This window comes from Vibrio splendidus (genome assembly GCF_001557875.1).
GTDB lineage: Bacteria > Pseudomonadota > Gammaproteobacteria > Enterobacterales > Vibrionaceae > Vibrio > Vibrio splendidus_F.
In genome coordinates, this window is the sequence record NZ_LNRF01000006.1 from 130,830 (window position 1) to 144,207 (window position 13,378).

The following is a 13,378-nucleotide window of genomic DNA, read 5'->3' on the forward strand; positions in this document are numbered from 1 at the left end:
TTAGATCTATTCTTGAAACTTGTTTTCATCAGCAGGGACATTGAGTATTTGCAGTGCCCCCTTCATGATTTCAGAAAAAACAGGGGCGGCGACTGAACCTCCATAGTAAAGGTCACCTTGAGGCTCATTAACCACAACAACCAGCGCCACTCTAGGGTCACTGACAGGGGCAAAGCCAGATGTAATAGCGATATATTCATCGCTGTACCCACCAGCTTCTGCTTTACGAGATGTACCTGTTTTTGCTGCTACTCGGTAACCCGGCACAGCAGCTCTCGTTGCCGTACCACCCTTTTGAGTTACCCCTTCTAGCATTTGCAGAACCAGTTCAGCGTTCTCACGCTTGATGATCTGCTTAGAGAAATCTTGGTCGTTACTTTTGATGATGTGAATTGGTTCATACATACCTTTGTTGGCTAACGTTGCGTAAGCATGAGCCAATTGAAGTGGCGTAACTGCTAATCCATAACCAAATGCCAAGGTCGCGATTTCAAACTTAGACCAGCGACGACGATTCGGGAAAATACCAGCCGTTTCCCCCACCAGGTTCAACCCTGACATCTCACCTAAGCCAACAGAGCTGTACATCCCAAGCAAGGCTTCAAGTGGCATATCAAGCGCTAACTTCGCTACACCGATATTACTCGATTTTTTGAGGATCAACGCTAAATCAGCTTTGCCGACTTTCGACGTATCACGTACGCGACTGCCACCAATCTGCATGATGCCATTACCTGTATCAATGATGGTTTCCGCGTCTGCCGTTCCATTCTCCAGTGCCGCTAGCACCACGAAAGGTTTTACTGTCGAACCTGGCTCCATGGCATCAGTGAGCACGCGGTTTCGCATCTTAAAGCTTTGTAAGTCAGCACGATTATTAGGATTGTAAGACGGTGCATTGACCATGGCTAACACTGCGCCCGTCTTCACATCGAGTAACACTGCAGAGCCAGAAGTCGCCTTATGATCGGCTACGGCTTGCTTGATCGCTCGATAAGCTATCGCTTGTAATCGTTGATCGATTGTGAGCTCGAGTGGCTTACCTTCTTCACGCTCTTCTAAAGCAATGTTTTCAACAACGCGTCCGTAGCGGTCTTTACGAATCGTTCGCTTACCCGCCTCGCCCGTAAGCCATTTGTCGTAGCTGCGTTCAACGCCTTCTAGACCGTGCCCATCAATCCCGGTAACGCCGATAAGGTGCGCGCTGACTTCGCCTGCCGGGTAGTAACGTCGAGATTCAGCTTTCAGACCAATACCCACTAGCTTCAGATCGCGAATATATTTAGCCATCGCAGGGCTAACTTGTCTTTGCAGGTAAATAAATCGACGGGATTTGTTGCTGGAGATCTTGTCGATCATCGATTGTCGTTCTAGCCCAAGTACATCAGCTAGCGCATACCAACGATCAATGTTGGCCATGCCGTTTTTGTCAAAAATCGTTTTTGGATCGGCCCATACCGCCTCAACTGGAACACTCACAGCAAGCGGCTCGCCATTGCGGTCTGAAATAATACCGCGAGCAGAAGGAATGGCCTTAACACGTACCGAGCGAAGGTCGCCCTGACGAATTAAGTTATCTGGTTCAATAATTTGAATGTAAGCCACACGGCCAACCAGTGCAGCAAAGGCAAGAAACACGAAAGCAATAACGACGTTAAAACGCCACTTAATAAGAATTGGATCCGAATCCTTTTCGCTCTTCACACGCTCTTTCGTTGATTTCTTAACGGTTTTTGCGGGTGCTTTTTCCTTTTTACCGGTCATTTCAGTGTGATCACAACTTCTTTGTCAGAGTCTGGACGTTTCATGTCTAGCTCTCTTTTTGCCGATGCTTGAACGCGACTGTGTTCAGCCAGAGCCGTCTCTTCAAGCATTAAATTTCGCCACTCATCATCAAGCTGTTCTCGCTCCACCAATGCCATGTCTTTTTGAGTGATCGCCTGACGTGACATATGTGTCGTAAGAACGACCCCCATCGCACTTGCAAAGATACAGATAAGAAGCATCAATGGGATCTTGCCCACTGAGATCAAATCAAAAAATATTATCTTGGCTAAGTTAGGTTTGGAGGTCTTCATTGACTATAGCTTTTCTGCGATTCGTAATACTGAGCTACGTGAACGAGTATTCTCATCCACTTCGCCTTTTGATGGTTTAATCGCTTTACCAACAGGCTTAAGATCAGCACTGCCTAGCGCTTTGATCTGCTCTTCTGTTAGTGGCAAGCCATGTGGTACTTGCGGACCTTGGCTCTCTTTACGGATAAAGCGCTTCACCATGCGGTCTTCAAGTGAATGGAAGCTGATAACAGATAAACGACCTTCTGGAGCAAGAATACTTGCAGCACCTTTCAGTGCCGTGTCGATCTCTTCAAGCTCGCTGTTGATGTAGATACGGAATGCTTGGAAAGCACGTGTCGCTGGGTGCTTTTTCTCTTTGAAGCTTTTTGGTGCTACATCAGAGATAAGCTTAGCCAACTGGCCAGTGCGCGTTAGCGGTTCGTTCTCTTCATTCTCTTGATAAGCAATGATGCCTTTCGCGATACGGCGAGCGTGTTTGTCTTCACCAAATTCACGGATAACCCATGTGATGTCATCAAGGTCAGCTTCAACTAACCACTGAGATACAGGAATGCCGGTTGTTGGGTCCATACGCATATCAAGCGGGCCGTCTTTCATGAAACTAAAGCCACGCTCTGCGTCATCCAACTGTGGTGAAGAAACACCTAAATCCAGTAATACGCCATCCACTTGACCGACTAAGTCGTAACGCTCTGCATATTCGGCCATGCCTGAGAATGGGCCGTGAATAATCGTAAAACGAGGGTCATCAATCTTTTGTGCTTCTGCAATCGCTTGTGGATCGCGGTCGATACTAAAGAGTCGTCCATTCTCGCCCAGTTTAGACAGGATTGTACGGCTGTGACCACCACGGCCAAAAGTACCATCGATGTAGGTACCGTCAGGTTTGATCGCAAGTCCGTCAATAGATTCGTTAAGCAATACTGAAATATGTTTGAATGCTTCTGTCATAGTCTTCTCAGTGAGTGGATTGAGCCATTAGTTCGGCAATAATTTGTTCTATTAACGTTTTAGTGTACTGATTTCACGCTGTATCTCCACCATATTGTGTATAGGCTTTGGGAATTTTTGACCCAAGCTCATATCAGGATGAAGGATTCTAAGGAAATCTAAATAATTTACGTCAATATAAAGCAAAAAACCCATCACTACCGTTAAGTAATGATGGGTTCTTTATATAGGTGGAGTTGACACATACGCCGGGTTCTGTTCCGCTTGCGCGGCGGTAACCATTCGTCTAGGCCTGCAATCGCTCACAGGCTCAAGCAATCTACCCGCCCCCATACGCGAGCAACGCAATGTGAGGGCCTATTTGATCTTGCTCCGGGTGGAGTTTACCTTGCTACGAACTGTTGCCAGTCGCACGGTGCGCTCTTACCGCACCCTTTCAGCCTTACCTGTGCCCCTTCCGAAGAAATGAGGCCATCGGCGGTCTTCTCTCTGCTGCACTTGTCGTGGGCTCGCGCCCCCCAGACGTTATCTGGCACCCTGCTCTATGGAGCCCGGACGTTCCTCCCCTCTACCAGTCTCCCGAAGGACTTCAACGTCAGTTTCCCTAAGGACCTCAACGTCAGTCTCCCGAAGGACATCAGCAAAGCAGCGATTACCCGTTCAACTCCGAGGGCGGATTGTATAGAGATTAGGGTGCAGTGTCTAGCGAGATCACAAATATGCTGCAAACCTCTAAGCAACTGCGTGATTTTTACACAATTCAGACAAAAAAAGAGGAATGACGGCAATACCATCATTCCTCACAAGCTTTTCAATACAGGTTAGCTACTCTATCAAGAGGTTTCTAGTTGTCTAGATGCTCTAGGCCCCATTTGTATAAAGCGTTCTTTTTCAGATTGTAAATTTCTGCGGTCATCGCCGCCGCTTTTTTAAGAGGCAGCTCTTTGGTTAGAATGCCTAGTGTGCGAGTCGCTTCGTCGGGCAATTCTGTGCTCGCTTCTTCACGGTGGCCGTGAATCAGTAACACCATCTCACCGCTTTTACGGTTCGCGTCTTCTTCAATCCACTCAATAAGTTCACCCAGTGGCAGCCCTTGGATGGTTTCGAAGGTTTTGGTTAGCTCACGCGCCAATACAACCTCACGGTCAGGGCCAAGAATCTCGAGCATATCTTGTAGAGAGTCTGAAATACGGTGTGGTGATTCATAGAAGATGCAGGTGCGCTCTGCCTTTGCGATCTCTAAGAACTTGTCTTTACGACCTTTGCTCTTTGGCGGTAAGAAGCCTTCAAAGCTGAAACGATCTGACGGTAAACCAGACGCACTCAACGCCGTAATCACAGCACAAGCACCAGGAAGTGGCACAACTCTCACACCCGCTTGACGACATTGTGAGACAAGATGGTAACCTGGGTCACTAATTAAAGGAGTACCCGCATCAGAGACTAATGCGATAGACTGACCTTCTAATAACCTTTCGACTAGAACTTGCGCTTTAGTTTGTTCATTATGATCATGTAAAGCGAACGTTCTGGTTGATATATTGAAGTGAGCAAGCAGCTTACCCGTGTGGCGTGTGTCTTCGGCTGCAATAACATCGACACTTGATAAAATTTCAATTGCTCTTTGAGTGATATCTCCCAAATTTCCGATTGGGGTTGGCACAATGTAGAGAGTTGGGCTCTCTGTGAGCAAGGTTTTGTTATCTGTCATTTGTTTACCATCACTTCAACGATTAATATAGATACAAATTTATACGGAATTTAAAGAACTCATGGCAACGATGAACCATAAGAGACTCAGTGTACCACGCTTACTAACTCCAATTGCATTAGCAATTACATTGGCGGCTTGTTCTTCAGGTCCTCAAGCACCAAAGAGCGTAGATATTACACTAGATCCAGTGCAATCAACTGAAAGTTATATGATGCAGGCGGATAGTAGCAAAGGAAGTCTACAAAACGACTGGTTAATCATGGCGCTTAAAGCTTCTGTGCAAGCTGGAAAAACCGATCAAGCAACTCTGCTGATCAAACGCTTAGCCAAACAAAAGCTGAGCGAAACACAACAAGCTGAATGGCAATTAGCTCGTGCTCAACTGTTGGTGAATAACTCGCAGCCGGAGCAAGCTTATAGCCAACTGAACTTTCAGCCTTGGTGGAAAATTCCGAACGAGCAGTGGAAAGATTATCACGAGCTACGCGCGAACATTTCTGAAATGCAAAGCGAGTATTTTGAAGCAAGCCGTGAGTTAGTTCTTTATTCAGAGTATCTAGACGCTGACGACGAGCTCCAACAACAAGCTGCTGACCGTATTTGGCAAAACCTAAATAGCTACTCTCAATATGAGATTCTAGAGCTTAAGACGTCGCCTACAGAAGACGCTCTTGCAGGTTGGTTACAACTGGCGATTTACATGAAGACGCTGAATTCAAATCTTCCAAACCTACAGGAAACCCTGTCTGATTGGCTAGCAGAGAATCCTCAGCACCCAGCAGCGACATATACACCTCAGGCGATCACTGACATCTTGGCGCTAGAGATCAGCAAACCAACTAGCACTGCACTATTGCTGCCTCTAACCGGTAAGTACGGCAAGCAGGCACAACTTGTGCGTGACGGTTTCATCTTTGCGATGATGAATGACAAAGAGCGTGAAGAAGATGCAACACTGACGGTAATGGATACCAACGTGCAAAGTGCGGCTGAGATTAAAGTGACACTCGAAGAGAACAACGTTGATTTCATCGTTGGCCCGCTGATTAAGAGCAACATCACTAAGCTTCAGCAAGCGCAGAAAAACCACGAGAACTCGATTCCAGCTTTAGCTCTGAACATCCCTACGCAACTAGAACCAGATACCAACATTTGTTATCTCGCTCTATCGCCAGAGCAAGAAGTCGCTCAGGCAGCGAAACACCTATTTGCTCAAGGCTACAAGTACCCGCTTATCCTTGCGCCAAGAGGACGTTTAGGTGAGCGTGTTGAGCAAGCGTTTAAAGAAGAGTGGAAAAAATACAGCAGCAACGATGTTGCTATCAGCTTGTTCTCTGACAAACGCCAACTGCAACGCAATGTGAATCAGGTATTCGGCTTGCAAGAGAGCCAACAGCGTATCGCTCAAATGGACGGGTTACTGAACCTAGACCTAGAAACAGAGCCACGCAGCCGTCGTGATATCGATTCTGTCTACATTGTGGCTAAGAACTCAGAGCTAACGCTAATCAAACCCTTCATTGAAGTTGCAATTAACCCTGATGCGAACCAACCCGCTCTGTTCTCAAACTCACGCAGTAACAGCGGTGATAAGCAGTATGAAGACCTAACTGGTGTGTTCTACAGCGATATCCCACTATTGGTTGAGAACAAAAACGAGCTTAATAAAGAGCTCAACGATCTATGGCCTGCACACTCAAACGGCCAAAAGCGTCTGCAAGCACTAGGAATGGATGCATACTACCTAATGGATGCACTGCCACAGATGAAAGCCGTACAGGGTTACAGCATTCCAGGTGAAACGGGTGTGCTAACCATCGATAACAACTGTGTGGTTCAACGTGAAATCAGCTGGGCAGAGCATGGGGCTTTTTAGCCGAAAGTTCCTATCCAAACCAACCATCACCCACAAACAAGTGGGTGATAAATACGAGACCGTGGCAAAATCTTATCTGATTAACCACGGTTTATCGTTAATAGAAGAAAACTTCATAGCAAAATGTGGCGAGATTGATCTTATAATGCGCCATAACAATACGGTTGTGTTTGCTGAGGTAAAATACCGCAAGCAAACCCGCTACGGACATGCCGCTGAAATGGTGACTGCCAAGAAGTCACAGAAACTGCTCAAAACAGCTAATGTTTGGCTTATGCAGCAAGGCTTGTCGGTGCACTCTACAGATTTCAGGTTTGATATTGTTGCCATTGAAGGGCCGAATGACAATATCGACTGGATTCAAAACGCGATTACCCAAGGATAAACATGCTAGACAGCATTAAAGAAAGTTTTACAGAAAGTATTCAAATCCAAATTGCGGCTGCAGAAGCTCTGCCTGACGCAATCACGCATGCCGCTCAAGCAATGGTTGCGACCTTGCTTAACGGAAACAAAATTCTTTGTTGTGGTAATGGTGGTTCGGCGTCGAATGCTCAGCAATTTGTATCGTGCCTACTCAACCGATTTGAAACAGAGCGCCCTAGCCTGCCAGCGATGGCACTGATGGCGGACAACACTACGCTAACGGCAGTAGCTAACGATTACCACTATGAAGAGATCTTCTCTAAGCAGGTACGTGCGTTTGGTCAAACAGGCGATATTCTATTGGCTATCTCTACTAGCGGTAATAGCAAAAACATCATCAAGGCAATGGAAGCGGCGGTAACTCGCGACATGACAATCATCGCCTTTACCGGCAAAGATGGGGGTGAGATGGCAGGTTTGCTTGGTGAACACGATGTAGAGATTCGTATCCCTTCACACCGTACAGCGCGCATTCATGAAGTACACATGGTGACACTACACTGCCTATGTGACCTAATCGATCAAGTACTCTTCCCTGCTCACGAAGAGTGATATACGGAGCATCACAATGAAATCATTAACCTCTTTGACGCTGTTTAAGCTGATTAGTGTTTCGCTACTTACACTATCCCTATCTGGTTGTGCTGGCATTTTCATTGCTGGTGCAGCAACCACAGCAAACCTAGTCACAGATACGCGAACGACCAAAGAGATTTGGAACGATAACAATATCGAATTTGAAGTTGCAGCTATCACCAATAAACAACCATACCGTGGTAGCGTGCGTGTCACCGCAAGCTCTTACCGCGGCTCTGTAGTGTTAATGGGCCAAGCAACGACAGACGCTGAACGTCGTGCTTTTGAAAGCCAAGCCAAGGAAGTAACAGGCGTCGAAAGTATACATAACCAGATTCGAGTCAAAGAGCCTTTGTCAGTTAGCGCTATTAGCAAAGACAGCTGGATTACGACCAAGGTGAAGTCAGCTTTGCTTGCGAATGCTGAGCTTAACGGCATCAAAGTAAAAGTGATTACTGAGGATTCAGAAGTTTTCCTACTTGGACTCGTCACTCGAGAGCATGCTGATATCGCGACAGAAGTTGCGCGTAACATCTCTGGCGTAAAACAGGTCATTCGAGCGTTTGAATATGGCGAAGAAGAGACGGCTGTTAACTAGCCTTAAGCCAGTCAATTAAATGCCATTTAGCAGACAAGAAAAAGCAGCGACGAATCGCTGCTTTTTTATTTGAGTCGTTTTAACTAACGTTATTTGATAACGCGAAGGCTTGGGCGACCTTTCACTGGACGAGGTGGCTCAGGATCTGAGTCAGGCTCTTCAGCATCTACGTCTGCCGTTGCTACGCTCAAAGATGGGCCTTTTTCTGGTTCTTCAAAAGGAGTTTCTTCAATCCCTTCTTCAAACGATTCCATGTAAGCCTCTTCAGGTTCAAACATAGTACCAGCACCATTCTCACGAGCGTAAATCGCTTGTACAGCATAAAGCGGAACGATCACAGAGTGTGGGCGACCACTAAAGCGAGCACTAAACGTCACAGCTTCGTTACCCAGTTCAAGTTGTCCAACCGCACGAGGCGCGATGTTCAGAATGATCTGACCATCTTGAACAAACTCTTCTGGAACTCGCACACCAGGCAATGTTGCTTCAACAACAAGGTGTGGAGTTAGTTCGTTATCAACCAGCCATTCATAAAATGCACGAAGCATGTATGGTCGGCGTGGAGTCATATTAGAAATATCCATAAACGCTTAGCGAACGAGTCGCATCTCACGCTCAGCTTCAGTTAGAGAAGCTAGGAATGAATCACGTTCAAATACACGGTTCATGTAAATCTTAAGCTCTTTAGAACCAGGACCAATTAGTTCAATACCAAGCTCAGGTAAACGCCATAGTAGCGGAGCTAGGTAACAATCAATTAGGCTAAACTCTTCGCTCATGAAGTATTCATACTCAGCGAAGATAGGAGCAAGAGTCAGTAGGTCGTTACGCAATTTAACGCGGGCTGCTTCAGATTCTTCAGCGTTGCCTTTAACGATCTTCTCTGCAACTGAATACCAGTTACGCTCAATGCGGTACATCATTAGACGGCTGTTACCACGAGCAACCGGGTATACAGGCATCAATGGTGGATGAGGGAAACGCTCATCTAGGTATTCCATGATGATCTTTGAGTCATATAGAGCAAGCTCACGATCAACAAGAGTAGGTACTGATTTGTACGGGTTCAGTTCAACAAGTTCTGCTGGTAGATTTTTTTCATCAACCAACTCAACTTCAACACTTACGCCTTTTTCAGCAAGAACAATGCGCACCTGATGGCTATACATATCAGAAGCACTTGAGAAAAGAGTCATTACAGAACGTTTATTGGCAGCTACAGCCATGGAGCCCTCCAGTACACTTTAAATAAAAACAATGGAGGCCTAAAGCCTCCATTGAACATTAACATAATTTGGGAATTAGCACGGTATTATAGCACAATTAGTGCACATCACGCCAATACTCTTTCTTCAGCAAAATCACGATGATAGTGAAGATGACTAAGAAGGCCATTACCCACCAACCCATAGCATGACGCTCAAGTTGAACTGGGTCGCCCGAGTAAACCAAAAAGTTAACAAGGTCACGAACCGCTTCGTCGTATTCACCGGCACTTAATTCGCCAGAGCCGTCAGTTTCAGTACCAACAACAACCGTCACTTCCTCGCCATCTACCATATGCGTATCGTAGATTGGTGTTGGGATACCTTGCAGCTCTTCAAGAACGTGCGGCATACCTACACTTGGGAAAACAATGTTGTTCACGCCAAACGGACGAGACGGATCTTCATAGAATGTACGAAGGTACGTGTATAGCCAATCTGCGCCACGAACACGAGCCACCAAAGTTAGGTCCGGTGGCGGAGCACCAAACCAACTTGCCGCTTGCTCAGAAGGCATAGCATTAACCATCAAGCTACCAATTTTCGCCTCTGGGTCGAAAATCAGGTTTTCCTTCATTAGATCAACAGGGATCTCTAAATCATTCGCAACACGTTCATAGCGCTGGTACTGCGTTGAGTGACAAGCGAAACAGTAGTTCATGAACATCTTAGCGCCATTTTGCAATGAAGCTTTGTCTGTTAAGTCATTGTTCGCTTTGTCTAATGGTACGTTTGCACCCGCTGCCATCGCCAATGACGGCAACATAGCAAATAAAATTACAATCCACTTTTTCATTTGAATGTCACCCTTTCTGGTAATGGTTTCGTCGCTTCATTTTTACTGTAGAACCACAGTAGAACGAAGAACATGAAATAACCTAAGCTAAAGATTTGAGCCAGTAACGTGTATGTTGGCGTTGCTGGAAGCGCACCAAGTACACCAAGCGCAATAAAGCTTATTGTGAATTGGATGATGTTAATCAAATGCAGTTTGCTACGGTAACGGTAAGAGCGCACTTTACAGCGGTCGAACCATGGCAGTAGGAATAGCACAACAATAGACGCACCCATTGCGACTACACCTAGCAGCTTATCAGGAACAGCACGAAGTACAGCGTAGAACGGCGTGAAGTACCAAACTGGAGCAATGTGCTCTGGTGTTTTCAGCGGGTTCGCAGCTTCAAAGTTAGGCGGCTCAAGGAAGTATCCACCCATTTCTGGGTTAAAGAACAGCACGTAACAGAACAAGAATAGGAAACCAGCAACGCCTACCATATCTTTCACTGTCCCGTATGGGTGGAAAGGAATAGAGTCAATGATGTCGTATTTCTTAGTGTAATCCTTGTGGAATGGGAACTGAGTTTTGTAGTCGTCGCCCATTGTACCTTTAGGAAGTTTCGTTTCGATACCGTCAGGGTTGTTCGAACCCACTTCGTGCAGTGCTAGTACGTGAAGTACGATAAGCAGCAATAGTACGATTGGTAGCGCGATAACGTGCAGTGCAAAGAAACGGTTCAGCGTTGCACCAGAGATGATGTAGTCACCACGGATCCAAAGCGTTAGGTCATCACCAATAACAGGAATCGCACCAAACAGAGAAATGATTACCTGCGCACCCCAGTAAGACATTTGCCCCCATGGTAGTAAGTAACCCATGAAAGCCTCAGCCATAAGTACTAAGAAGATCAACATACCGAAGATCCAAAGTAGCTCACGAGGTTTTTGGTAAGAACCGTAAATTAGACCACGGAACATATGCAGATAGATAACAACGAAGAATGCCGAAGCACCTGTTGAGTGCATGTAACGCAGTAGCCAGCCGTATTCCACATCACGCATGATGTATTCAACAGAAGCAAATGCACCATCACCAGACGGTACGTAGTTCATTGTTAACCAAATACCCGTAAGGATTTGGTTAACCAGTACCAACATAGCTAAAGAACCGAAAAGGTACCAAAAGTTAAAGTTCTTAGGCATTGGGTATTCAGACAAGTGCTTTTTATAAGCATTCATCGCGGGTATACGTTTCTCTACCCAGTCTAGTAGTCCTTGCATTATGCATCTCCCTCGTCAATACCGATAAGGATCTTGGTGTCACTTAAATACATATGCTTTGGCACAACAAGGTTCAACGGTGCGGGTACGCCTTGGAATACTCGACCTGCCATATCAAACTTCGAACCATGACAAGGACAGAAGAAACCAGACTTAACGCCCTGAACTTGTTCTGCAAAAGAATCTGGCAGGTAAGTTGGAGAACAACCTAAGTGCGTACAGAAACCAACAGCAACGAAGAATTCCGGCTTAATTGAACGGAACTCGTTCTGCGCGTATTCTGGTTGTTGTTCAGCTTCAGATTGAGGGTCACGAAGTTGACCACCGATCGCTTTTAGGTTTTCTAGTACCGACTCAGCACGGCGTACAACCCATACAGGTTTACCTTGCCACTCGACACGAACCATTTGTCCCGGTTCTAACTTACTGACTTCCACTTCCACCGGCGCGCCCGCAGCTTTCGCCTTGGCACTCGGATTCCATGATTTAATAAAAGGCACGGCTACAGCAGCTGCTCCTAAACCACCAACAACGGCTGTTGTTGCGGTTAAGAAACGCCTGCGACCGTTATTTAAAGGCGCGTTGCTCATCCAAACATTCTCCCATTTGCTCCTTATGGATTGAAATAATTCCGATTAAAGAGCATGGCTAACAAAATATGTATTTAGTTCTATTTATTGACGGCAAATGATAAATAAAACCCTACTTTTTGACAAGATAAAGCTACCTTTTTGTAACAATCATGAGGCAAAGCGCACATTGGGTTACAAAAGCTTTCAAAATATAAGAATTTGGGAATAAAACGAGGGAGAGGAAGCGTTTAGAGGGGGTATAAAAACAAAAAGCCCGGCATATAGCCGAGCTTTGAACCACAATTCCAGTCGTAAAACTGGGAGCGTGTACTTTTTCGTAAAGAAAAATTAACGCTTAGAGAATTGAGGTTTACGACGTGCTTTACGTAGACCAACTTTCTTACGTTCAACGCAACGAGCGTCACGAGTAACGTAACCAGCTGCACGTAGAGCAGGACGTAGAGTTTCATCGTACTCCATAAGAGCGCGAGTGATACCGTGGCGGATTGCGCCAGCTTGACCAGAAATACCACCACCAGAAACAGTGATGTAAAGGTCAAGTTTCTCAGTTAGTTCAACTAGCTCAAGAGGTTGCTTAACAACCATACGAGAAGTTGGACGACCGAAGTAAACATCAAGGCTACGCTTGTTGATTACGATCTCACCAGAGCCTGGTTTGATGAAAACACGAGCTGCTGAGCTTTTGCGACGACCAGTGCCGTAGTATTGATTCTCTGCCATTTTCATAATCCCCTTAGATGTCTAGTACTTGTGGCTGTTGAGCAACATGGTTGTGCTCAGTACCAGCGTACACTTTAAGCTTACGGTACATCGCGCGGCCTAGAGGACCACGTGGAAGCATACCTTTAACTGCTAGTTCTAGAACCATTTCTGGTTTCTTAGCAATTAGCTTTTCAAAAGTGATAGTTTTAAGACCACCTGGGAACTCAGAGTGACGGTAGTAAACCTTACCCTTAGCTTTGTTACCAGTTACAGCAACTTTCTCAGCGTTAACAACGATGATGTAATCACCAGTGTCTACGTGAGGAGTGTATTCTGCTTTGTGCTTGCCGCGTAGGCGAGAAGCGATTTCACTTGCTAGACGGCCAAGAGTTTTGCCTTCAGCGTCTACAACATACCAGTCGCGTTTTACAGTTTCTGGTTTAGCAACGAAAGTTTTCATGCTAATAATTACCTATTTAAAAAATTTACACTTAAGGAATACTCGCGTATTCCCACTGTCTAAGAGTTACCATTCATC

15 protein-coding genes and 1 other RNA gene are annotated in these 13,378 nt (G+C 45.8%); 4 read left to right on the forward strand and 12 right to left on the reverse strand.

What is annotated here, in order from left to right; all coding sequences use genetic code 11:
• Positions 1-6 precede the first annotated feature (6 nt).
• From ATB74_RS15105 to rsmI, 5 genes are all read right to left on the reverse strand, one after another.
• Positions 7-1,764: a penicillin-binding transpeptidase domain-containing protein gene (locus ATB74_RS15105; protein WP_061019055.1), complete on the reverse strand. Its 1,758-nt coding sequence runs from the start codon at positions 1,762-1,764 to the stop codon at positions 7-9.
• Entirely contained in the window at positions 1,761-2,078 is a 318-nt protein-coding gene (gene ftsL / locus ATB74_RS15110) for a cell division protein FtsL (RefSeq protein WP_061019056.1), read from the reverse strand. Before ftsL ends, ATB74_RS15105 begins: the two co-directional genes overlap by 4 nt.
• Positions 2,079-2,081: 3 nt before the next feature.
• Complete coding sequence (gene rsmH, locus ATB74_RS15115; RefSeq protein ID WP_017059280.1) at positions 2,082-3,032, reverse strand: 16S rRNA (cytosine(1402)-N(4))-methyltransferase RsmH; 951 nt, start codon at positions 3,030-3,032, stop codon at positions 2,082-2,084.
• A gap of 228 nt (positions 3,033-3,260) precedes the next feature.
• Positions 3,261-3,700, reverse strand: an RNA gene (gene rnpB / locus ATB74_RS15120) — RNase P RNA component class A.
• Positions 3,701-3,876: 176 nt separating this feature from the next.
• Positions 3,877-4,743 carry a 16S rRNA (cytidine(1402)-2'-O)-methyltransferase gene (rsmI, locus tag ATB74_RS15125; protein WP_061019057.1) on the reverse strand — a complete coding sequence of 289 codons (867 nt, stop codon included), beginning with the start codon at positions 4,741-4,743 and terminating at the stop codon, positions 3,877-3,879.
• Positions 4,744-4,804: 61 nt separating this feature from the next.
• Between rsmI and ATB74_RS15130 the strand changes: the two genes are divergently transcribed.
• The 4 genes from ATB74_RS15130 to ATB74_RS15145 are packed head-to-tail and all read left to right on the forward strand — an operon-like array spanning position 4,805 to position 8,222.
• Positions 4,805-6,622, forward strand: a complete 1,818-nt coding sequence (locus ATB74_RS15130; protein WP_061019058.1) for a penicillin-binding protein activator — start codon at positions 4,805-4,807, stop codon at positions 6,620-6,622.
• Positions 6,609-7,007, forward strand: coding sequence for a YraN family protein (locus tag ATB74_RS15135; protein WP_061019059.1), 399 nt, complete (start codon positions 6,609-6,611; stop codon positions 7,005-7,007). Before ATB74_RS15130 ends, ATB74_RS15135 begins: the two co-directional genes overlap by 14 nt.
• A 2-nt stretch (positions 7,008-7,009) precedes the next feature.
• Positions 7,010-7,600, forward strand: a complete 591-nt coding sequence (locus tag ATB74_RS15140; RefSeq protein ID WP_010434705.1) for a phosphoheptose isomerase — start codon at positions 7,010-7,012, stop codon at positions 7,598-7,600.
• A 16-nt stretch (positions 7,601-7,616) separates the two neighbouring features.
• Positions 7,617-8,222 (forward strand): BON domain-containing protein, encoded by a 606-nt coding sequence (locus tag ATB74_RS15145; protein ID WP_061019060.1) that lies wholly within the window; start codon positions 7,617-7,619, stop codon positions 8,220-8,222.
• An 89-nt stretch (positions 8,223-8,311) separates the two neighbouring features.
• On the opposite strand, the gene sspB is transcribed toward ATB74_RS15145, so the two are convergent.
• The 7 genes from sspB to rplM all read right to left on the reverse strand — a co-directional run bounded on the left by sspB (position 8,312) and on the right by rplM (position 13,300).
• Positions 8,312-8,806, reverse strand: a complete 495-nt coding sequence (sspB, locus tag ATB74_RS15150) for a ClpXP protease specificity-enhancing factor (RefSeq protein WP_061019061.1) — start codon at positions 8,804-8,806, stop codon at positions 8,312-8,314.
• A 6-nt stretch (positions 8,807-8,812) separates the two neighbouring features.
• Positions 8,813-9,448 (reverse strand): stringent starvation protein SspA, encoded by a 636-nt coding sequence (gene sspA / locus ATB74_RS15155; protein WP_009848943.1) that lies wholly within the window; start codon positions 9,446-9,448, stop codon positions 8,813-8,815.
• A 97-nt stretch (positions 9,449-9,545) separates the two neighbouring features.
• A complete protein-coding gene (locus tag ATB74_RS15160; protein ID WP_048658023.1) occupies positions 9,546-10,283 on the reverse strand; it encodes a cytochrome c1 in 738 nt (245 codons plus the stop codon).
• Positions 10,280-11,545 carry a cytochrome b gene (locus ATB74_RS15165; RefSeq protein WP_017629361.1) on the reverse strand — a complete coding sequence of 422 codons (1,266 nt, stop codon included), beginning with the start codon at positions 11,543-11,545 and terminating at the stop codon, positions 10,280-10,282. Before ATB74_RS15165 ends, ATB74_RS15160 begins: the two co-directional genes overlap by 4 nt.
• Positions 11,545-12,135 (reverse strand): ubiquinol-cytochrome c reductase iron-sulfur subunit, encoded by a 591-nt coding sequence (petA, locus tag ATB74_RS15170; RefSeq protein WP_061019062.1) that lies wholly within the window; start codon positions 12,133-12,135, stop codon positions 11,545-11,547. Before petA ends, ATB74_RS15165 begins: the two co-directional genes overlap by 1 nt.
• A gap of 330 nt (positions 12,136-12,465) precedes the next feature.
• Complete coding sequence (rpsI, locus tag ATB74_RS15175; protein ID WP_004740758.1) at positions 12,466-12,858, reverse strand: 30S ribosomal protein S9; 393 nt, start codon at positions 12,856-12,858, stop codon at positions 12,466-12,468.
• A 13-nt stretch (positions 12,859-12,871) separates the two neighbouring features.
• Complete coding sequence (gene rplM, locus ATB74_RS15180) at positions 12,872-13,300, reverse strand: 50S ribosomal protein L13 (RefSeq protein ID WP_010434689.1); 429 nt, start codon at positions 13,298-13,300, stop codon at positions 12,872-12,874.
• Positions 13,301-13,378 lie beyond the last annotated feature (78 nt).